Origin of the sequence: uncultured Nostoc sp. (assembly GCF_964247315.1) — a bacterium.
Taxonomy (GTDB): domain Bacteria; phylum Cyanobacteriota; class Cyanobacteriia; order Cyanobacteriales; family Nostocaceae; genus Nostoc.
Genome location: NZ_CAXTTT010000006.1, coordinates 81,195 through 99,963, shown reverse-complemented (window position 1 = coordinate 99,963; position 18,769 = coordinate 81,195). Strand labels below are relative to the sequence as shown.

Sequence of the window (18,769 nt, the reverse complement as noted above, 5' to 3'; positions counted from 1 at the left end):
GGTTTTGGGATACTCAAAAATGGCTAGTCGGCGATTTTAACGCAGATGGGAAAGATGATTTAGTCAACGTCTTCAATGATGGGGGTCTAGCTAGTATCGATACTCACTTATCTAATGGTGAGAGTTTTGATAGCCAGCGATGGGCAACTGGCCAAGGCGGGTTTTGGGATACTCAAAAATGGCTAGTCGGCGATTTTAACGCAGATGGGAAAGATGATTTAGTCAACGTCTTCAATGATGGGGGTCTAGCTAGTATCGATACTCACTTATCTAATGGTGAGAGTTTTGATAGCCAGCGATGGGCAACTGGCCAAGGCGGGTTTTGGGATACTCAAAAATGGCTAGTCGGCGATTTTAACGCAGATGGGAAAGATGATTTAGTCAACGTCTTCAATGATGGGGGTCTAGCTAGTATCGATACTCATATAAAGAACCAGACTTTGGGATGAAATTGATAGCCAATAGGACTGCAAACCAATCAACACAACTGATTGATTATATTTACGTCTTATTGCCTGTGCAACCATTCCAGTTGTACCCATGCGTAAGAAACCGAATGTCCAATAAATGTAATTGAACAAAATTGTTGCTAATGCCACACTTGCTAAATGACTTAAAAACATTACATCTAATAGTCCAGCTAACGGAACCATTAAATTTGAAAGTACATTTACAGATGTAAGTTTAAAAAAATGGCGAATGAATGCTGAACTTGGAGCCAAAATAAGCAAGATTATCGAATTTATTGGCCGAAGTACATTTAGGGATATTTTTTCAGCTTCAGTAATTTTAGGTAAGCCTTCAGACCACTCTGGGAAAAACTACTTCTCTTCAATTCGGACTAAACCGAAGCGAGTATGGGCATCGGTTAAGCTGGTATAATCGCTTCCGTGATTGTTGCTGTCTGTGTCATGGCTTTTCTACCTTCCTGTATATGCAAAACCCAGCCTTCGGGTGTTATGAGTTTTTTTACCTTTTATAATGTGAAATTATTGTATCGGCTCAATTTTTTCTTTTTTCCACTACCCCGATTTATTGAGCGGATATTAGTGTCTAAAACGCTCAAAATCTAAGCTCAATAAAGGTTTGGGTAATAGCGATGCCTACGGCGGCAAGCTACGCACTGCTTGTGAGAAATGCGGGTAAGGAGTGGAATAATTCAATTATATAATTGCAAAATGCTGTCAGAGCGAAACTGCCAGAAAACCCCCTAAAAAGAAAAAACCCGCCGTAGCGGGTTGCACAACAAAACTATGAACAATGAAAACTTGATTTAGCTGGAATACCTCATTTCAGCTTCCAGTTGACGAATCAGTTCTTCGTCGCCTTTTGCTCTAGCTATTTCCAAGCGATGCTCTAGGCTTCTTTGAATATTGACTCTGTGAGCTTCTCGTGATTTGCTTATGCTTTGTAGTCTATTTTGATTCATAGTGATTACCTGGTTTAATCTTTCAATTTATGTCTTGTATTCTTAACATAGCACACATTTTGTAGCTGTTGCTACAGAAAATAAGTTTTTTATATATTCTACCAAAATATGTCTAAGAACCAGATAGATGAACAACCACTTGTGACTTTACTGAGCGATTTCGGCGATCGCGATGTTTATGTAGGCATAATCAAGGGAGTTATAGCTCAAATCAACCCCAGACTGACGGTGGTAGACCTAACGCACCAAATTCCGCCGCAAGACATCGCCGTAGCCCGGTTTAGCCTGATGAATGCTTATATCCATTTCCCAATTGGGACAGTGCATCTGGCAGTAGTAGATCCGGGTGTGGGAAGCAAGCGACGGGCGATCGCAGTAGAATTTTCTCAAGGGTTTTTGGTCGGGCCAGATAATGGTATATTCAGCGGGGTACTTAGTCAAAGTCTGGCGATCGCAGCGGTCGAACTTACAAATCTTAATTATTGGCGCACTCCTCAACCAAGCAAGACTTTTCACGGTAGGGATATCTTTGCACCAGTGGCAGCTAATCTTGCTAGTGGTGTCCCACTCAAACAGCTAGGACAAGAAATCGATCCAGTAAGTTTGCTAAAGCTGGATATAGGCAACTGCAAGCAGACAACCATTGGTGTAGTGGGTTGCATTCAATATATTGACCACTTTGGCAACCTAGTGAGTAACATTCCAGCGAGTTACGTGCAAAACAAAAATTGGTATGTGCAAGTTGCTGGATTGAGTGTACCAGGCTGTGAAACTTACAGTGAGGTGAAAGTGGGAGAGATAATAGCTTTAGTTGGCAGTCATGGCTGGGTAGAAATTGCCATTAATTGCGGACATGCTCACTCACAATTACAGATTAATTTACAAGATGCGTTAGAAGTCTTGTTTTTTTAATAAAATCAGACCAGTGAATATTGCTAAAGTTAAGACAGTAAAAAAATACCAGGCTGCAAAGTGCCTGTTGCTGATTTGTCAGAAAGGCAAAGAAAGGGGAAAATTCTAGATATAAAACGGAGGTTGGGCAACTGCACACCACTTAAAAACAAGCATTTTCATTCACTGTAGGCAGTGCCAATTCGACAAAAATTTCCAGAAAGTAACTGCTAAAACATGTAAGTTTAGGAATGGTGACATGAAGTTCGCCTTATTGCTCATAATAATAAAAGTAACCCTTGAGCAATTTCCTGTTGTACTCTACTAGAAAATCATAATTATATTCTTAGCTATGACTACACAAACACTCTCTGCACCAGAAGTTTATCAAGGTCAGTTTGGGGAATTTACAATTACTCAAAGCGATCGCACTGGCGTAATTATCTACCGTGCTGGGTTAATGGTAGCAGCACTGAGCTTTGCCATCGGCAGCGCTTTGATTTTACTCAACAATAATCCAACTGTTGTAACTTTACTGACACCTCTATATGCTTGTTTTAGTCTCGCTCTTGGTGTAAGTTTATTTACTATCCATATTTACATGGCATCACTGCACCGAACGTTGCAAGTTTTTTGGGCGATCGGTAGTATCGCATCAGTGATTCTGGCAATCACTAGTAGTGAACCTTTAGCTCTTGCTGTTTACAATCAGCCAATTACCTTATTTGGAGTTGGTTTTATTTTCGTAGCTTTGACAGGTATTTATTTTAAAGAGGCTTTTTGCTTCAATCGCCTGGAAACCAAAGTATTAACCCCAATTGTACCGCTACTGTTGTTAGGACATTTGGTGGGAATTTTACCAACTCAGGGAGAAAGTATTTTATTAGGAACTTGGGCGATATTATTTTTAGTGTTTGCCCTGCGAAAGACAGTCCAAGCAATTCCTGCTGATATTGGAGATAAGTCTGTGTTTACCTACTTGAAAGAACAACGTTTAGCTAAGGGTTAATGCGGATAAGAAATCGTCGGTGTCAAAAATTTCCCAAAATCAAACTAATCAAACGCCAAGAAATGTGGACACTTACGGCTCAAGGGTGGGCGATTGCGATCGCTTTGATTGTTTACTTAATATTTTTCACTATTACTCATGTACACTCATTTCTTGCCGTAACTTCCCCGATACAATCAGCAGAAGTATTAGTTGTTGAAGGATGGCTACCAGATTACGCTATAGAAAAAGCTTTGACTGAATTTCAAAACGGTTCTTATCATCAAATAATTACTACCGGAGGCACATTAGAAAAAGGAAGTTATCTTACCGGATATAAGAACTTTGCAGACGTGTCAGCTGCTACCTTCATAAAACTCGGTTTAGAAGCGGAAAAAGTGGTAGCTGTTCCAACACCTTTCGTAGTTAAGGATCGTAGTTATGCATCTGCTGCTGAATTTGAACGTTGGCTATCCAATTCAAATTTAAAGATAGAATCAATTAATCTTTTTTCCTTGGACGTTCATGCTCGTAGGAGTTGGTTTCTTTTTAAAAAAATACTTACTCCTGAAATTAATGTTGGTGTAATCGCCGCTAAAACGCAAGATTATAATCCAAACAAATGGTGGAGTTATAGCGAAGGTGTGCGGACGGTTCTTGATGAAGGCATCGCTTATATTTATGCACGATTTTTGAATTGGAAAGCCTAATAGTCATAATTCGTAATTCGTAATTCGTAATTTATAGCTCCCCGACTTCTCATTTGGGGAGCTATTTACTGAGCTTTTTATGTTTAATTAGGTTGACCTACTTAGCTAGGATTTGTAATAATGCTTGCCGATAAATTTTCAGACCCTCTGCATTCAGATGGTCGCCATCACTGGTCAAATTTTCTTTAAGAACATTATTTTCATACAATGGTGCTAGTCCTGCTGCGGCAACTGGTACTTTTTCTGTTTCAGCCACTTGATTAATCAGAACATTAATTTGTTCAACTCTAGCAAGTGGGGCTGCTACAGTTGGATCTGAGCTTGCTGCCACTGTCGAATAAAAAGCCGGAATCAGAAAAATCTCTTTAGTTCCCATTGTACGAAGAAGTGCGATCACCTCTTGGAGGTTTTTGCTAAATAATTCATCACTAATTTTATACAAAGCATCATTTCCACCTATAGCAATAATGGCTTTCTCGCATTTCACCTTAGTAGGAATTAAACTTTTGAGTTGTTCTAGTAACGAGATTGTACTCAGACCATTTAATCCAAAATTAAAAGTACCACTCCCAAGAGTATTGCCAAGTCCAGCCGAAATAGAATCACCAAATAAGCAACCTGAAAACTGTTTATCCTGGGCGGCGAGTGTTTGATATTGCAGTGCAATTTTCCCTAAAGGTGAAGAACTTACGTCATCTTTCGGCGGCGCATCAGCAGAACTAGAAGAGGAATTTGCCATACTGGCTAGTTTCTGAATTTTTGACACATCAACAACTAATTGATTACTGGGATAGGCTTGTAGAAAGCTGGTTATTCCTAGACCTTCTGGCGATCTTGCTCCGATGATAATGGCCGAGCGTAGCGCTTGTATACTAGCTTGATCGCGACGAGCGATCGCACCAGAAGCAAAAGATAAAATTTGCTTGCCCATTCCTGTATTTATCAGCTTATCTAAAGCCACAATATCAAGCGACATTTTCACCTGAAGCGCTTCTTGGAACTTCTGTTTGTCCTTAGCGCTGAGGTAATGTAAAAAAGATTGCAGATCGGCAGAAACCTTTTGTGTCTCGCCATAGTTGCGTATATCTGCCACCGGGATCGATTGCTCAAACAATCCGTACCTGACGGTAACTTTTTCAGCTGCCAAACTAGGTAACAAACCAAGTCCACTATGCACCAGTAAAAATATTAAGCACCCGGATAGGCCTATTAGAAGACGATAGAAATATTTCATCACAGAAGATAAAAAGATAGATAGTCAATAGTTAATAGTCAAGAGTCAAGAGTCAAAAGTCAAGAGGAATTGGGAAAGAGGAGGCAGATCGCCTAGCGTGTCGTAGACAAGGCAGAAGTTCTTTGTAGAGACGGCGATTCATCGCGTCTCTTGCTTTAACCGAACAGTATTGCCCCCACTCCATCAACAGCCAACCCTAATTTGGGAATACTCAATCCAGTGGTGTGAGGATAGAAATGTGGAAGAAGAAGGCGCATATTGGCTAGCTTGGGCGCAAATTTCGGGAATTGGGCCGGTATTACTGCGACGGCTACAACAGCATTTTGGCACGCTGGCAACAGCTTGGAACGCTACTAAGGTGCAATTGGGAGAGGTGGAAGGTTTGGGTTTCCAAACACTAGAAAAAGTAGTACAACAGCGATCGCGTTTGCACCCAGAAGAACTATTCACCAAGCACCAGCAGGAAAACTCTCATTTCTGGACACCAGCAGATGTAGATTATCCCCGCTTACTGCTAGAAACTCCCAGTCCACCGCCAATTTTGTACTATCGCGGTGAAGTCGAACTCCAAGAAAATCTCGGACAAAAACCAATGGTTGGGATTGTCGGAACCCGCCAACCCTCAGAATACGGTATCCGTTGGACTCGCCAAATTAGTACAGCTTTGGCTAAAAATGGCTTTACAGTCGTTTCTGGTATGGCAGAGGGAATTGACACCGAAAGCCACATCGCCGCCATGAAAGCAGGTGGAAGGACGATCGCAGTTTTGGGAACTGGCGTTGATGTCATCTATCCACATAAAAATCGGGATTTGTACAAGCAAATTTTGACGGCTGGGTTAGTCGTAAGTGAGTACCCCACAAAAACCCCACCCGATCGCACTCACTTTCCGCGTCGCAACCGAATTATTGCAGGCTTAAGCCGCGCCATCCTGGTAATGGAAGCGCCGTTAAAATCTGGTGCTTTAATAACAGCTACCTACGCAAATGAATTTGGTAGAGATGTCTATGCATTACCTGGGAGACTGGACGATTATCCATCCCAAGGGTGCTTAAAGTTACTAAGTCAGGGAGCTTCCTTCATTCTTAAGGAACTAGACGAACTGTTAACAATGTTAGGAGCGATACCACAAATTGATGCGCTTGAGCCTTCTACAGCACCAGAACAGTTAAGTGTGCCAACTTTATCGCCAGAGTTGCAAACGGTAATGAATGCAATGGCAAGTGAAGCTTTACCCTTCGATTTTATTGTCCAACAAACCGGCATGGCTGCTGGGTTGGTTTCCAGTGCTTTGTTACAGTTGGAACTTATGGGTTTCATTTCCCAACTACCAGGAATGCGGTATCAAAAAAGTTAAAAGAAAACAACATTATTTAGCTTTGTTTTTAGAAATTTCATCATCAGATTTATGGCACTATAAAAATACAATTTTTATATAGAAACAAACTACTTAAAATAATGAACCAGTGGGCTTTTGAATACCAAGTAGAAAATATAGGTAAATCTGTTATTTTGTACGCAGACTGTTTCGAGTGGCTGAGTAGACTACCAGAAAACAGCATTCATGCAGTAGTTACAGATCCACCTTACGGCGTGAAAGAATATGATTTTGACCAGCTGCTAAAAAGAGCAAATAGAAACGGAGGTATTTGGAGAATACCACCATCATTTGATGGACATCAACGCGCACCTTTACCACGATTTACCGCACTTACTACCAAAGAACGTTTAGCCTTAAAAAATTTCTTTGTAGAATGGGCAAAATTAGTGGTGCGTGTACTTCGTCCCGGTGCTCATGTTTTGATTGCAAGTAATGCATTTCTTTCTCAGTTAGTTTTCTCTGCTTTAGTGGAGGGTGGTTTGGAGTTTCGCAAAGAATTGATTCGCCTGGTGAGAACACTTCGTGGTGGCGATGCCTGCGGCGGCAAGCTACGCCCCAAAAACGCTGAAGATGAATTTCCTGATGTATCTTCCATGCTCAGAGGATGTTATGAGCCGTGGGGTGTTTTACGAAAGCCGATACCAGTAGGAATGAAACTCAGTGAATGTCTACGAGAGTTTCAAACTGGAGGGTTAAGACGCAATAGAGATGGTACACCTTTGGGTGATGTTATTGCCAGTGAGAGGACACCTCAGAAGGAACGAGCCATTGCTAATCACCCAAGTCTTAAACCACAGTCTTTTCTACGTCAGGTCGTTTATGCTGCATTACCTCTAGGTGAAGGTTTAATTGTTGATACTTTTATGGGTTCTGGTTCTACAGTTGCAGCAGCGGAAGCTATTGGTCTTTGCTGCATTGGTATTGAGCGTAATTTAGATTATTATGAGATGAGTTGCACTGCTATTTCTAAATTGATAAATTTAGAAACATCTTCCCAGAATATTACAGATTTGCAGCTTACTTTATGGTAAATTAGGAATTTTATAAATCCAGTTGGAAATCATTTTTTGATAACCAGATTTAGTAACACTAGCAGTTATTGTTCTGCGACTAATTTCTGAACGGCCAGAGAATGACCAATCATTTTTTGTGAGGCTAGCACCAATAACCTTAAGAAAACGAAAGGGCTTTGGCTCAATATCTTGAACAGCATCACTAGGACGGTTACTATCAAAAACAAATACCATAAGCCAAGTATCTTCAGGATTATGACCTTGCCATCCACTTTGATAACGAGAAGCTTTTACTTCAATCCCAATATGAGAATGCTGTGCAGAGTTTTTCGGAAACATTCCTGCTGGAATTAAGTCAAGATGCCCATTATGATATTGGTTTTTTACCAGGCTAGAGCAGTATTTTGGAATATTTGAAATCATAAATTCTCCAACCATACTACTAAAGTTGGCTGGCATCATCATCACCTGAAGACGTTCTATTTCTTTGCTGTAAAGCTGTTGATTGATGAATCCTAAAAATTCAACAAAATCATTCATTGCCAAATGAATGTGTTCAATTGTGCAGCTATACGGCAGAGTGGCATTAGGGTTAAAACCTTTACTCTCAATTGGGTGAGGTTGACAGGCAATCAACTCTAGTTCAGCGTTCATTTACATACTTTTGAGTTGATCGTGGACTTGCAATTAAAAAATTTATAATTCATAATTATTTTTTAAATAGAGATTTAAACCCCGCTAATAACGAAACTATCGTTATTAACAAGAGGATTGAAACCATTTTTAATTACAAATTACGAATTATCTTGGAGGATAATACTGAGGATTTATCACTGGAGATTGATAACCACTTGTTGGTACTGTACTTCCCATGCCGTTGGGTACAGGAGTGACAACAGGAGGCTGATAAATGCTCATGGGCGCAGTGCCTGTTATACCGTTAGGTAAAGCAGGATTCGCCACCTGGGGCTGATAACCACTTGTGGGTACAGTGTTTGTAGTGGTGTTGGGTGTGGCAGGATTTTGGCTAAATTCTTGGTAGGCAGCACGAGAAATTGAGCTAATCAACTTTTCGGCACGAGGATCGTTTGCTGGGCGTTGTACCATGACGGAAGCTATGTAGCGCTTGCCAGTTGGAACCACAATTAAACCTGCATCTGCCAACATTGTGCCGATATCACCCGTTTTGTGGTATGCTCTTGCACCTGTTCCCAAACCTGCTGGCAGCAGAGTGTCTTTTTGGGTGCGACGCAAGATATCGAGCATGAGATCGCGTGATGGCATACTGACTAAATTTCCCTGACTCACGATCGCCATCAAATTCCCTAGTTCCTTGGGACTAGTGGTGTTTGTCCCTTGCAAATCTGGGAGTTGATTACGAATTGTTGTGGTTGTCAATCCCCAACTACGAAAACGCTGGTTTAAAGCATCTATTCCTCCCAGTCGGGCAATCAGCATATTTGTCGCCGTATTGTCGCTGATTGTAATCATTTTAGTGACGACTTCCAAAGCAGCGTATTGAGTTCCTGGTGGTTTGTATTGCAGATTTCCCGAACCGCCAGCTACCATATCCTGTTGCATGGTCAGCATGTCATCTAGGCGAATTTTCCCCGCATCCACATCCTGGAAAAAGGCAATTAGAATCGGCACTTTAATCGTGCTAGCCGCCGGAAAACTGGTAGAGGCATTGATATCTACATAATTACCAGTATCTAAATCTACTAAGAAAATTCCAGGTGTGAGATTTGGGTTGGTGGTCGCCAAATTTTGCACGGCATTTTTCAAAGAGGTAATTTCCTGAGATAGGTATAGACTCGAAGCGGTAGCTGGGGGAGTTGGGGTAGGTTGTGGCTGCGATCGCGCCACATTACTAACATTGCTATTAGATTGCGACGCCGAGTTCGTGTTGATGCGATTGGCTGGGTCTAATACTGACAATACAGTGCCCACAATTGCACCCATCCCTACACCCACAATCAATAACCGCAAAACATACAATATGGTTTTGGCCATTGGCTTTAACCGGGTTTTCCGCGATGAACGCCTACCCATTTTTGGCTTTTCCATCCGCACTGTTTTAACCATCACAGCACCTGGTCGGAAGGGAGGAATTTTTCCCTTGACACTAGGTATTGGTTTTACTGCCGTTGGCATAACTAACCCCGATTTTACCCTACGTGTAGCGCCAGGGATTGGGGGAGGACTGATTTGATTTTTTGGGCGTGTTAGTGCCCCTTCTTGTCCATTTGTAGTTTGCTGCTGACTGTTAGCTTTAACTCTTTTCTTTACCACTTTTTGAACTTTTTGTGGCTGCTGGCGGCGATTTAAGGGTTGACGCCGCGAGAAAGCTGTTAGTTCGCCACTTGATTCTGACACCGTTACTCCTTGTGACCCACTTGACTGTTTTCTTGCAGACTCTTGAACCCAATTTAATCTTTAAGCAATATTAATACTCAAATTCAACTTTGCTACTAAGTAGCATTTTTGTGTTTAGTTTAAGCCATATTAATTATTTTGGGGAGATGATTGCGTATATATTAAACGAATAATTACAAGTTTTCACTATTCTTCTGGTTTTTCAAGGCCCATTCCACCTGCTGCAAAATTCCTCGCAGCATGGCTACCTCCCCAGTTTTCAAGTGAGCGCGATTATACAATTGGCGAAATTTTCCCATCCGACTAGCTGCCGTATGGGGATACACATAACCAATTTTCAGTAATATTGATTCTAATTGCTGGTAGTATCCTTCCACAACATCTAAGGGTGCGAGTTCAGTTTGAGGTAAGGTTTGAATGTCAAGTTGTTGGGCACATTGTGACAATTCATAACAACAGATTGCTACAGCAGTAGCCAAATTTAGAGCGACATAATCTTGACTTGTGGGAATCCCAACAAATTTCTGTGCATAATTTAATTCTTCATTGCTTAATCCCCGGTCTTCTCTGCCAAAAATCAGTGCTGTGGGTTTTTCTGGTTCCTCCAGTAACCAGGGTAGTGCAGTGCGAGGATTTTCTAAGGGTGTTTCCCAACTGCGAACGCGACCAGTGGTAGCGATCGCCCGTACACATCCATGCAATGCTTCTGGTAGGGTCGCCACGAATACCGCAGATTCTAAAATTTCCTGAGCGTGAACAGCCATCATCAAAGCTTCCGTTGATAGTGGATCGCATTGGGGGTTCACTAATACTAAATTATATAGCCCAAAATTTTTCATGACTCTGGCGATCGCGCCGATATTTATCGGCCCAGCTGGTTCTACCAACACAATTCTTAATCCAGCCAAGCCCATTTTTTGCCTCCTGCGATCGCACCAGATAATACTTACAGGCTAATTTTCAGCATTGTGGTTCTGCTGAAGAGTTTCCTTGAAATCATTCTAGCTGTGTAAGTGAATGCCTGCGTCAGGTCTGAACAGTTCAGCGCAATCTTTGCCGTTGGGCTAGTCGTTCGTCGCTATTTATTTGTAGTAATCTAATCGTTGTATGTCCTGTAGGCGTTAATCCCACCAGATCCAGTTCTGAAAAGGTGAAGTGTTCAGCCCATTTCTGGGTACGTGGGTTGAACAAAAAACTAAAAGCCCCTGTTTCTGGATCAAAAGATCCTAAGTCAGTACCTTTATGACGATTACATCGCCAGCAAGTGAAGGCTAAATTATCAGCATTTGTTACACCGCCGTGCTTTTGACCAAGATAAGCGGCGGCAGATAAGTTCAGCATCACCGCCAGGATCTCTCGCCCGTCCGCTTCATCGACTTGTTAGCTGGCTGGCGCTACCAACTATTAACTAATTCTTGAATTTTAGATTGTGCTTCGTCTAACGCCCGTTTCCGTGCCTCGTCTCCCATATCTAGACCATTGGCATGAATAAACTGAATATCAGTCACACCCATGAATTGAAAAGCATACCGGAGCGCAGGTTCCTGACAATCCCATCCTTCATAAGGAGAACCTGCTCCATATTCAACGCCTCGTGATGTGATGAACAACACTTTTTTACCGTTCGCAAGTCCTTTGACTTGACTTTGAAAAGAGGGTTTAAAGACATCATCTGTCAGAAGCAAGCAGCAAGAATAGTCCGCATATAGTTATCTATAGGAATCATATTTGATTGCGTGAAAAAAACTAAGAGATAATACTTAGAGAGGCTATAAGTATAACGAAGAACAATGATAAGGCAGCACTTACAACATGCGATCGCTGTGATTATCTACTTTATTTGCTAGATCAGTCTCCTAATCAACAATTATTAATTTTTTGGGATGGTGCTAGTTACCATCGTTCCCAAGAAATTAGAAATTTCTTAGATGAAGTGAATCAAGAACTTTTAACCGACCAATGGAAAATACACTGTGAACGCTAAAGCTCCCAACTGTCCAGTACAAAATCCAATAGAGGATATTTGGTTGCAAGCCAAAAGCTGGGTTCGACGTTTCTGCGCTTTTATCCCTTCATTCTCTCATTTAAAATGGATGTTTGAATGGTTTATTCGGCACACTACCTTTGATTTTCCAACTCTTCAGATGTACGGAACTTTTTCAAAAATCAAATATTAGTCCTATATTTATAGATGAACTATATGCATAGATCGTGGCATAAGTTTCTTCAGGGCTGAAGGGCTTGCATCTTCACATATTTGGGTGTTTTTTGCCCATCAACTTACTCCATTAATTCCTTGGGTGGTAATCCACCCCAGTGAGCCACGGCTTGCGGAGTATCCTTCCATACTTTCGGTTTTTGAGGAAAATCTTCGTGCCAAGGTCGGGGTTCAAAATATCCTACTTCGTTGAGCATGATATCTATTTGGGTAAATAGTTCGACTATGTTTTTGTCGGGATCTTTATGATACGTAGCGATGTTATGTCCTATCCCGTGGCGTACCGGCCCCCAAAGCGGCGTAATGTTGTGCCTTGCCAAAAAATCACAAGCAGTTTGCATCTGTGCCCAGTCTCGTAATTGAAAAGCAATATGGAACATTTTTTGCTGTTTAGACTGCAAAAAATTCATAGTATGGTGATCCTGATTGCATCGCATGAAGACAAAGCTATCTTCGAGCCAGTCAGACACGCGAAAGCCCAACATATTCTGATAAAAATCAACACATTTATGGACATCATGCACATACATAGCGACGTGCCCTAATTTTTCAGGGACGATGCCTGTTTCTCGAAACCCATGACTGACTTGTTGAATGGTTGAATATAGCTGGAGAGTATGTCCTTCAGGATCGCAAAACTCAAGCAGTTCCGGTATCCCTGGTTGGGCATCTGTTTTTTGCTCTACCTGGATGCCTGCGTCACGCAGTTGTTTCGCGGCCTCTTTCAGTGTCTGACTACTATCAATTTCAAAAGCAAAGTGATTATGACCGCTTTCTGTCGAGGGATAGAGAATGATTGTATGATGATCTACTGCACAGCTTAAATAGACGGCTCCATCAGAGCCTCGTTCGGTCACAGTAAACCCCAGAATTTCTGTATAGTATGCCAGCATAGCTTCTACGTCTGGCGTTTTAAATCCAGCATGACCGATCTTTGCTACTTGTACCATTTATTTTTTCCTTTGCGTTTACCTCACCAACAACCTCAAAATAGCTTTATTCATTTGTAGTCAGAGCATTGAAAACTGGTTAGTAGATGTATTCTAAGTAAAAAACACTTGTGCAAGCGATAATAGACTAACAAAATATGTCTCACATTCTGGTCGAAAATCTGAGGAAGACTTTCTTTGTGTCTGAACGTTCTTCTGGGCTTTTCGGTTCAATCCGAGGGCTTGTGCAGCGAAAAACAAGAGTTGTTTATGCCCTCAAAGGAGTTTCGTTTTCCTTGGAGCGGGGAGAACTTGTAGGATACATTGGCCCAAATGGAGCTGGTAAATCGACTACGATTAAAATTTTAAGCGGTATTCTCGTACCTTCCAGTGGAAAATGCATAATTGGCGGACGAACTCCTTGGAAAGATAGAATCGGGCACGTTAATCGTATTGGTGTAGTGTTTGGTCAAAGAACACAACTCTGGTGGGATTTGCCAGTGATTGAGTCTTTCGATTTGCTGCGCGATATTTATCGCGTTCCCCAATCAGAGTATCGCCAGACACGCGAAGAAATGATTGATTTGCTTGGTCTTGACAGCTTTCTCTCGACTCCAGTGAGGCAGTTAAGCCTTGGTCAAAGGATGCGATGTGACTTTGCAGCAGCAATGCTTCACAGACCGGAAATTCTTTTTCTTGATGAACCCACCATCGGGCTTGATGCAGTTTCAAAGCTTGCAGTCAGAAAATTTATCAAAGCGCTGAATAAAACTCATCAAGTAACCACCATCCTGACTACCCATGATATGGATGATATCGAGGCATTGTGCGATCGTATAATTATTATTGGTGGAGGTGAGATCCTTTGTGATGGAACTCTAGCAGCACTGCGTTCTCAAGTTTCCTCGCGTCGGTACTTAAGAATCGATCTAGCAAACGATGATTTCTTCTTTGAACAAGAAGGAGTTAGTATTATCTCTAAAGAAGGTCGCACCGTAACTCTCGCCTTCGATCCCACAAAGCTTTCTGCTGCGTCTTTGATTAGCCAAGTTACCTTGCAACATGAAGTAGAGGATCTTTTTGTGGAAAATCCACCCATTGAAGAGATAGTTGCTGAACTTTATGCAATTTCAGCAGGAATTGTTACATGAAAGCATATTGGTCATTGTTTGTTGCTAGATTTACCCTGCTGTTGCAATATCGTACTGCTGCTTTGGCAGGCGTTGTAACTCAGCTTTTTTGGGGGTTAGTGAAAGTAATGGTTTTACAGGCATTCTTTACTCATGCAACCTCTGCTCAACCTATAACTTTTCAACAGGCTGTAGGATATGTGTGGCTGGGACAGGCGTTTCTGATGGCGATTGTCCCTTGGGGAGGTGATAGAGATATTCAAGAACTCATACGATCTGGTGCTGTAGGATACGATCTTCTTCGACCCACAGACCTTTATAATTTTTGGTTTACTCGCGCTTTGGCACTTCGTACAACGCCCCTGATACTTCGTGCTATTCCGCTTCTTGGTGTCACAATTTTTATTTTTCCCCTTTTTGGGTTTTATGAATGGTCGCTTTCTGTTCCACCCTCTTTTGCTTCTTTTGTTGCCTTTTTTCTCTCTTTTATTGGTGCAATTTTACTTTCCTCTGCATTGACAATGCTTCTTACTGTATCAATGATGTGGACAATTTCGGGCGAGGGAATTAATAGTATTCTACCTACTCTTGTTACTATCTTCTCTGGCATGATTGTTCCTTTGCCACTTTTTCCTGAGTGGAGCAAGCCTTTTGTGAATGCACTTCCTTTTTCAGGACTAATCGACAAACCTTTTCGTCTTTTTACTGGTAATCTTCAAGCAAGCGCCCTGTTTAATGTTTTGCTGGATCAAACTTTCTGGATAGTTGTCATTATTATGCTTGGGCGTTTACTTGTGAAATATGGCATCAGAAAGCTTGTGATTCAAGGGGGATAAGTAAATAATTCGTAATTTGTAATTTTGTCAAGCAGGAAGCTAAGTTAGGTAATTGATTTTAGATAAAAATCACAAAGCGGCTATGAATGATTTTTTTCTTTACCTTCGATATATTTCTGTATCTTTCAAGTCGCAAATGCAGTATAAAGTTTCTTTTTGGCTGCAAGTCATTGGACAGCTTTTAGGAACTGCTGTTGAATTTTTTGGAGTCTGGGCACTTTTTACTCGTTTTAATAGTATTGGTTTGTGGACTTTGAATGAAGTTGCTCTTTTTTATGGAATAGTTAATATTTCTTTTGCCTGTGCCGATGCTCTTGGAAAAGGATTTGACTCATTTACAACAATAATTAAAAGTGGAGACTTCGACCGTTTACTTCTTCGTCCACGCACTACAGCACTTCAACTTTTAGGTAAAGAGTTTACTTTGAAACGAATTGGAAGATTTGTTCAAGGAATTGTTGTTATGGGGTGGTCACTTTCATCACTCCACATTCCTTTAAATTTTAAAATTGTATGGCTTTTAGGTATTTCATTTATTGGTGGGGTTGCACTCTTTGTTGGCATTGTCATTATGCAAGCAACCCTGACATTCTGGACTATTGAATCTCTCGAAATTATGAATATCCTCACTTATGGAGGAGTCGAAACGGCTCAGTACCCTCTGGCAATTTATAGCAAGTGGTTTCAGCGATTTTTTACTTTTTTGATACCGCTTGCTTGCGTCAGTTATTTTCCTTTGCTTGCAGTACTTGAAAAAGAAGATGTATTTTTAGTGCCTTTGTGGTTTTGTTATGTCTCGCCAATCGCAGGCATTCTCTTTCTGATGGTTGCGCTGAAGCTTTGGAAAATAGGAGAGCGATACTATTGTTCTACTGGCAGCTAAGACAACAAAATTTTAGCTGTGTACTTAGGCGTATTTTAAATGGGCAGATCGCACTTTTTTAACGATTCTGATTAAATACCTTGTAGGATTGCCTGATTTCACTAAACAATGCCACGGAAAGCTCAAATGAAAAACTCCAGGAAGGGTTGGTTACGTAAAAGACTCAAAATTACTCTGATTTTCCTGTTAGTGCTAGGGCTATTGTTAGTGGGATTTGCCACCTACACTGTGCGTCAATCCTTTCCGCAAGAGAGTGGCACAATTCAATTACCTGAACTGAAAGCCGAAGTAACTGTCCAGCGAGATAAATGGGGCATTCCCCATATTTATGCTGCCAACTCCCACGATTTATTTATGGCGCAAGGTTATATTCACGCCCAAGACCGCTTTTGGCAAATGGATTTTTGGCGACACATTGGTTCTGGGCGACTCTCAGAAATGTTTGGTTCTTCTCAAGTTGACACTGATAAATATCTGCGGACAATGGGTTGGGCAAGAGTGGTGCAACAAGAAATTCAGGAAATGAATGCAGAGATGAAGGCATACCTGGAAGCTTACGCTGATGGTGTCAATGCCTATTTGGCAGAGTATCAAGGCAGCGCCCTGAGTCTAGAATACGCTCTGCTCAAATTCCTCAATCCTGGGTATAAGCCAGAACCTTGGCAAATACTGCATTCTCTGACTTGGGGTAAGGTAATGGCTTACGACTTGGGTAGAAATTTCGAGAGTGAAATTGAACGTTCTATTTTGCTTAAAACCCTTAACCCAAATCAAGTAGAGGAACTTTTTCCACCATACCCTCAAGACTTGCCGGTTATTTTACCTGAGTTGCTGCAAGAAACAGGGGAAGCAGAGGAAGGAAGGGACAATAATGAAGTACTTCTTAATTCTCCAGATGTATTGCCTGCTTTAGAGTCAATTACTAAGCCGATGATGGCTTTAGAAAAACTCATTGGGCCCACGGGAATAGGTATTGGCTCAAACAACTGGGTGATATCTGGTCAGCGGACAGCTACAAATAAGCCAATTTTGGCAAATGACCCCCACTTAGGTGTGCAAATTCCCTCTATATGGTACGAGGTTGGTTTGTATTGTACACCAAAGAGTGCAGAATGTCCCTACAACGTTTCTGGTTTTTCCTTTGCAGGAATGATTGGGGTGATTATCGGTCATAGCGATCGCATTGCCTGGGGTGTCACCAATGTACAATCTGATGTGATGGATTTATACATCGAGAAAATCAACCCAAATAATCCCAATCAGTATGAGGTCAATGGCAAGTGGGTTGATATGCAACTCGTGCAAGAGACGATTCAAGTAGCCGGAAGTCAACCGATTGTGCAAACGGTGCGCTATACCCGACATGGGCCGATTCTCTCTGATGTTTCGCCAAATCTGAAGCAATTCAAGTCAAGTCAGCCGCTAAAATTACCGCAAAATTACGCCGTAGCCCTGCGCTGGACAGCCTTAGCACCTTCCAAACTAGGGTATGCCATTCCCGAAATCAATCGCGCTCAAAACTGGCAGGAATTCCGCACTGCTGCCAGCAATTATGATGTCCCGGCTCAAAATTTGGTCTACGCTGATATTGATGGCAATATTGGCTACCAAATGCCTGGTAAATTCCCCATCCGAGCTAAGGGAGATGGACGTTATCCCGTTCCTGGTTGGACGGATGAATATGAGTGGCAAGGCTATATTGACTTTGAGAAATTGCCCAAAAGTTTTAATCCATCCCAAGGTTATATTGCTACTGCCAATAATTTAGTTAACCGTGAATATCCTTACCTGATTACCGCAGACTGGGTTTATGGCTACCGAGCAAAGCGGATTGTTGAAATGATTTCACAACAAACTCAGCCGATTTCCCTGAAGGATGTGCAGCAGATACAGGGTGACGATCGCAATTTAAATGCTCAAACATTAGTACCACTACTGAAATCTATCACTGTTGATACCCCCCGATTGCAAGCAGCCCAAAAACTGCTGCAAGATTGGAATTTGCAGTTAGGAATGACATCGCCTGCTGCTGCTCTGTTTGAAGTATTCTGGAAACATTTGCTAGCAGATACCTTTCACGATCAGTTGCCTGAAACATACTTTCCTGATGGAGGCGATCGCTGGTATGCTGTGGTAGCAAATCTGGTTAAACAGCCCAATAGTTCTTGGTGGGATAACCGCAACACCTCAAAAGTTGAGAACCGCGACCAAATCCTGCGGCAATCCCTTACAGAAGCCGTGCATGAACTAGAACGAATTCAAAGCAAAGACCCGAACAATTGGAATTGGGGCAAGCTGCATACCATTACTTTTCGGAATGCCACCTTGGGTAAATCTGGGGTTACACTGATTGAAGCTTTATTTAATCGTGGTACTTTTGCTACATCTGGTAACGGTGAAACAGTGAACGCTAACCGCTGGATAGCAAATAAATCCTTTGAGGTGACTGATATTCCTTCACTGCGGATGATTGTAGATTTGGGAAATTTAGATAACTCAGTAGCAATTCACACCCCTGGGCAATCAGGCCATGCTTTCCATAACCATTACAACGATATGGTTGAACCCTGGCGCAAAATTGAATACCACCAGATGCTTTGGGAACAAAAGAATGTTGCAAATAATACTGTTGCAATATTGAAGTTAGTTCCCAAATTGGGAGAGTAAAGCACAACTTAATTCTAAGGCAGGTAGCTTGTAGCACGTTAACCTAAGTAACTGTGATTAGCGTAGGCGTAGCCCGCGGTAGGC

The 18,769-nt window shown here is 41.7% G+C and carries 17 protein-coding genes and 2 pseudogenes; 11 read left to right on the top strand and 8 right to left on the bottom strand.

The window, feature by feature from the left end; all coding sequences use genetic code 11:
* Positions 1-449 (top strand): annotated as a pseudogene (locus ACFE93_RS03740) (hypothetical protein); the annotation flags it as partial.
* Positions 450-1,273: 824 nt separating this feature from the next.
* On the opposite strand, the gene ACFE93_RS03735 reads toward ACFE93_RS03740, so the two are convergent.
* Complete coding sequence (locus tag ACFE93_RS03735) at positions 1,274-1,429, bottom strand: hypothetical protein (protein WP_375472079.1); 156 nt, start codon at positions 1,427-1,429, stop codon at positions 1,274-1,276.
* A gap of 108 nt (positions 1,430-1,537) precedes the next feature.
* Here ACFE93_RS03735 and ACFE93_RS03730 point away from each other — a divergent pair, with 108 nt between their 5' ends.
* The 3 genes from ACFE93_RS03730 (at position 1,538) to ACFE93_RS03720 (ending at position 4,018) form a co-directional block, all read left to right on the top strand.
* The gene (locus ACFE93_RS03730; protein ID WP_375472078.1) at positions 1,538-2,341 is read left to right on the top strand and encodes an S-adenosyl-l-methionine hydroxide adenosyltransferase family protein; all 804 of its coding nucleotides are present in this window, start codon (positions 1,538-1,540) and stop codon (positions 2,339-2,341) included.
* A 331-nt stretch (positions 2,342-2,672) separates the two neighbouring features.
* A complete protein-coding gene (locus ACFE93_RS03725; RefSeq protein ID WP_375472077.1) occupies positions 2,673-3,329 on the top strand; it encodes a DUF2301 domain-containing membrane protein in 657 nt (218 codons plus the stop codon).
* Entirely contained in the window at positions 3,329-4,018 is a 690-nt protein-coding gene (locus ACFE93_RS03720; RefSeq protein WP_375472076.1) for a YdcF family protein, read from the top strand. The genes ACFE93_RS03725 and ACFE93_RS03720 overlap by 1 nt, the downstream gene beginning before the upstream one ends.
* Before the next feature lie 97 nt (positions 4,019-4,115).
* Here ACFE93_RS03720 and ACFE93_RS03715 read toward each other — a convergent pair whose 3' ends face one another.
* Positions 4,116-5,195, bottom strand: coding sequence for an alpha/beta hydrolase (locus tag ACFE93_RS03715; RefSeq protein WP_375472075.1), 1,080 nt, complete (start codon positions 5,193-5,195; stop codon positions 4,116-4,118).
* 295 nt (positions 5,196-5,490) lie between these two features.
* On the opposite strand from ACFE93_RS03715, the gene dprA reads away from it, so the two are divergent.
* Both dprA and ACFE93_RS03705 read left to right on the top strand, forming a co-directional pair.
* Positions 5,491-6,609 (top strand): DNA-processing protein DprA, encoded by a 1,119-nt coding sequence (gene dprA, locus ACFE93_RS03710; protein ID WP_375472074.1) that lies wholly within the window; start codon positions 5,491-5,493, stop codon positions 6,607-6,609.
* A gap of 101 nt (positions 6,610-6,710) precedes the next feature.
* Positions 6,711-7,664 (top strand): DNA-methyltransferase, encoded by a 954-nt coding sequence (locus tag ACFE93_RS03705; RefSeq protein WP_375472073.1) that lies wholly within the window; start codon positions 6,711-6,713, stop codon positions 7,662-7,664.
* Here ACFE93_RS03705 and ACFE93_RS03700 read toward each other — a convergent pair.
* From ACFE93_RS03700 to ACFE93_RS03680, 5 genes are all read right to left on the bottom strand, one after another.
* The gene (locus ACFE93_RS03700) at positions 7,656-8,300 is read right to left on the bottom strand and encodes a hypothetical protein (RefSeq protein ID WP_375472072.1); all 645 of its coding nucleotides are present in this window, start codon (positions 8,298-8,300) and stop codon (positions 7,656-7,658) included. The genes ACFE93_RS03705 and ACFE93_RS03700 overlap by 9 nt on opposite strands.
* 147 nt (positions 8,301-8,447) lie before the next feature.
* Positions 8,448-10,022, bottom strand: coding sequence for a serine hydrolase (locus ACFE93_RS03695; protein WP_375472071.1), 1,575 nt, complete (start codon positions 10,020-10,022; stop codon positions 8,448-8,450).
* Positions 10,023-10,195: 173 nt separating this feature from the next.
* On the bottom strand, positions 10,196-10,936 hold the full coding sequence (locus tag ACFE93_RS03690) for an RNA methyltransferase (RefSeq protein WP_375472070.1): 741 nt from the start codon (positions 10,934-10,936) through the stop codon (positions 10,196-10,198).
* A gap of 127 nt (positions 10,937-11,063) precedes the next feature.
* The gene (locus ACFE93_RS03685; protein WP_375472069.1) at positions 11,064-11,363 is read right to left on the bottom strand and encodes an HNH endonuclease signature motif containing protein; all 300 of its coding nucleotides are present in this window, start codon (positions 11,361-11,363) and stop codon (positions 11,064-11,066) included.
* A 53-nt stretch (positions 11,364-11,416) separates the two neighbouring features.
* A complete protein-coding gene (locus ACFE93_RS03680; protein ID WP_375472068.1) occupies positions 11,417-11,707 on the bottom strand; it encodes an NAD(P)H-dependent oxidoreductase in 291 nt (96 codons plus the stop codon).
* A 140-nt stretch (positions 11,708-11,847) separates the two neighbouring features.
* On the opposite strand from ACFE93_RS03680, the pseudogene ACFE93_RS03675 reads away from it, so the two are divergent.
* A pseudogene (locus ACFE93_RS03675) lies at positions 11,848-12,199 on the top strand (transposase); the annotation flags it as partial.
* 103 nt (positions 12,200-12,302) lie between these two features.
* Here ACFE93_RS03675 and ACFE93_RS03670 read toward each other — a convergent pair.
* Positions 12,303-13,190, bottom strand: coding sequence for a VOC family protein (locus ACFE93_RS03670; protein WP_375472067.1), 888 nt, complete (start codon positions 13,188-13,190; stop codon positions 12,303-12,305).
* 137 nt (positions 13,191-13,327) lie between these two features.
* Here ACFE93_RS03670 and ACFE93_RS03665 point away from each other — a divergent pair, with 137 nt between their 5' ends.
* The 4 genes from ACFE93_RS03665 to ACFE93_RS03650 all read left to right on the top strand — a co-directional run bounded on the left by ACFE93_RS03665 (position 13,328) and on the right by ACFE93_RS03650 (position 18,685).
* The gene (locus ACFE93_RS03665; protein ID WP_375472066.1) at positions 13,328-14,320 is read left to right on the top strand and encodes an ATP-binding cassette domain-containing protein; all 993 of its coding nucleotides are present in this window, start codon (positions 13,328-13,330) and stop codon (positions 14,318-14,320) included.
* 62 nt (positions 14,321-14,382) lie between these two features.
* A complete protein-coding gene (locus ACFE93_RS03660; protein ID WP_375472065.1) occupies positions 14,383-15,135 on the top strand; it encodes an ABC transporter permease in 753 nt (250 codons plus the stop codon).
* A 52-nt stretch (positions 15,136-15,187) separates the two neighbouring features.
* On the top strand, positions 15,188-16,018 hold the full coding sequence (locus ACFE93_RS03655; RefSeq protein ID WP_375472064.1) for an ABC transporter permease: 831 nt from the start codon (positions 15,188-15,190) through the stop codon (positions 16,016-16,018).
* Positions 16,019-16,144: 126 nt separating this feature from the next.
* Complete coding sequence (locus ACFE93_RS03650; protein ID WP_375472063.1) at positions 16,145-18,685, top strand: penicillin acylase family protein; 2,541 nt, start codon at positions 16,145-16,147, stop codon at positions 18,683-18,685.
* Positions 18,686-18,769 lie beyond the last annotated feature (84 nt).

Excerpts from the sequence above, each read along its gene's own strand:
- ACFE93_RS03735 (WP_375472079.1), bottom strand. The coding sequence starts at position 1,429 with ATGAATCAAAATAGACTACAAAGCATAAGCAAATCACGAGAAGCTCAC.
- ACFE93_RS03730 (WP_375472078.1), top strand. The coding sequence starts at position 1,538 with ATGTCTAAGAACCAGATAGATGAACAACCACTTGTGACTTTACTGAGC.
- ACFE93_RS03725 (WP_375472077.1), top strand. The coding sequence starts at position 2,673 with ATGACTACACAAACACTCTCTGCACCAGAAGTTTATCAAGGTCAGTTT.
- ACFE93_RS03720 (WP_375472076.1), top strand. The coding sequence starts at position 3,329 with ATGCGGATAAGAAATCGTCGGTGTCAAAAATTTCCCAAAATCAAACTA.
- ACFE93_RS03705 (WP_375472073.1), top strand. The coding sequence starts at position 6,711 with ATGAACCAGTGGGCTTTTGAATACCAAGTAGAAAATATAGGTAAATCT.
- ACFE93_RS03700 (WP_375472072.1), bottom strand. The coding sequence starts at position 8,300 with ATGAACGCTGAACTAGAGTTGATTGCCTGTCAACCTCACCCAATTGAG.
- ACFE93_RS03690 (WP_375472070.1), bottom strand. The coding sequence starts at position 10,936 with ATGGGCTTGGCTGGATTAAGAATTGTGTTGGTAGAACCAGCTGGGCCG.
- ACFE93_RS03685 (WP_375472069.1), bottom strand. The coding sequence starts at position 11,363 with ATGCTGAACTTATCTGCCGCCGCTTATCTTGGTCAAAAGCACGGCGGT.
- ACFE93_RS03670 (WP_375472067.1), bottom strand. The coding sequence starts at position 13,190 with ATGGTACAAGTAGCAAAGATCGGTCATGCTGGATTTAAAACGCCAGAC.
- ACFE93_RS03665 (WP_375472066.1), top strand. The coding sequence starts at position 13,328 with ATGTCTCACATTCTGGTCGAAAATCTGAGGAAGACTTTCTTTGTGTCT.
- ACFE93_RS03650 (WP_375472063.1), top strand. The coding sequence starts at position 16,145 with ATGAAAAACTCCAGGAAGGGTTGGTTACGTAAAAGACTCAAAATTACT.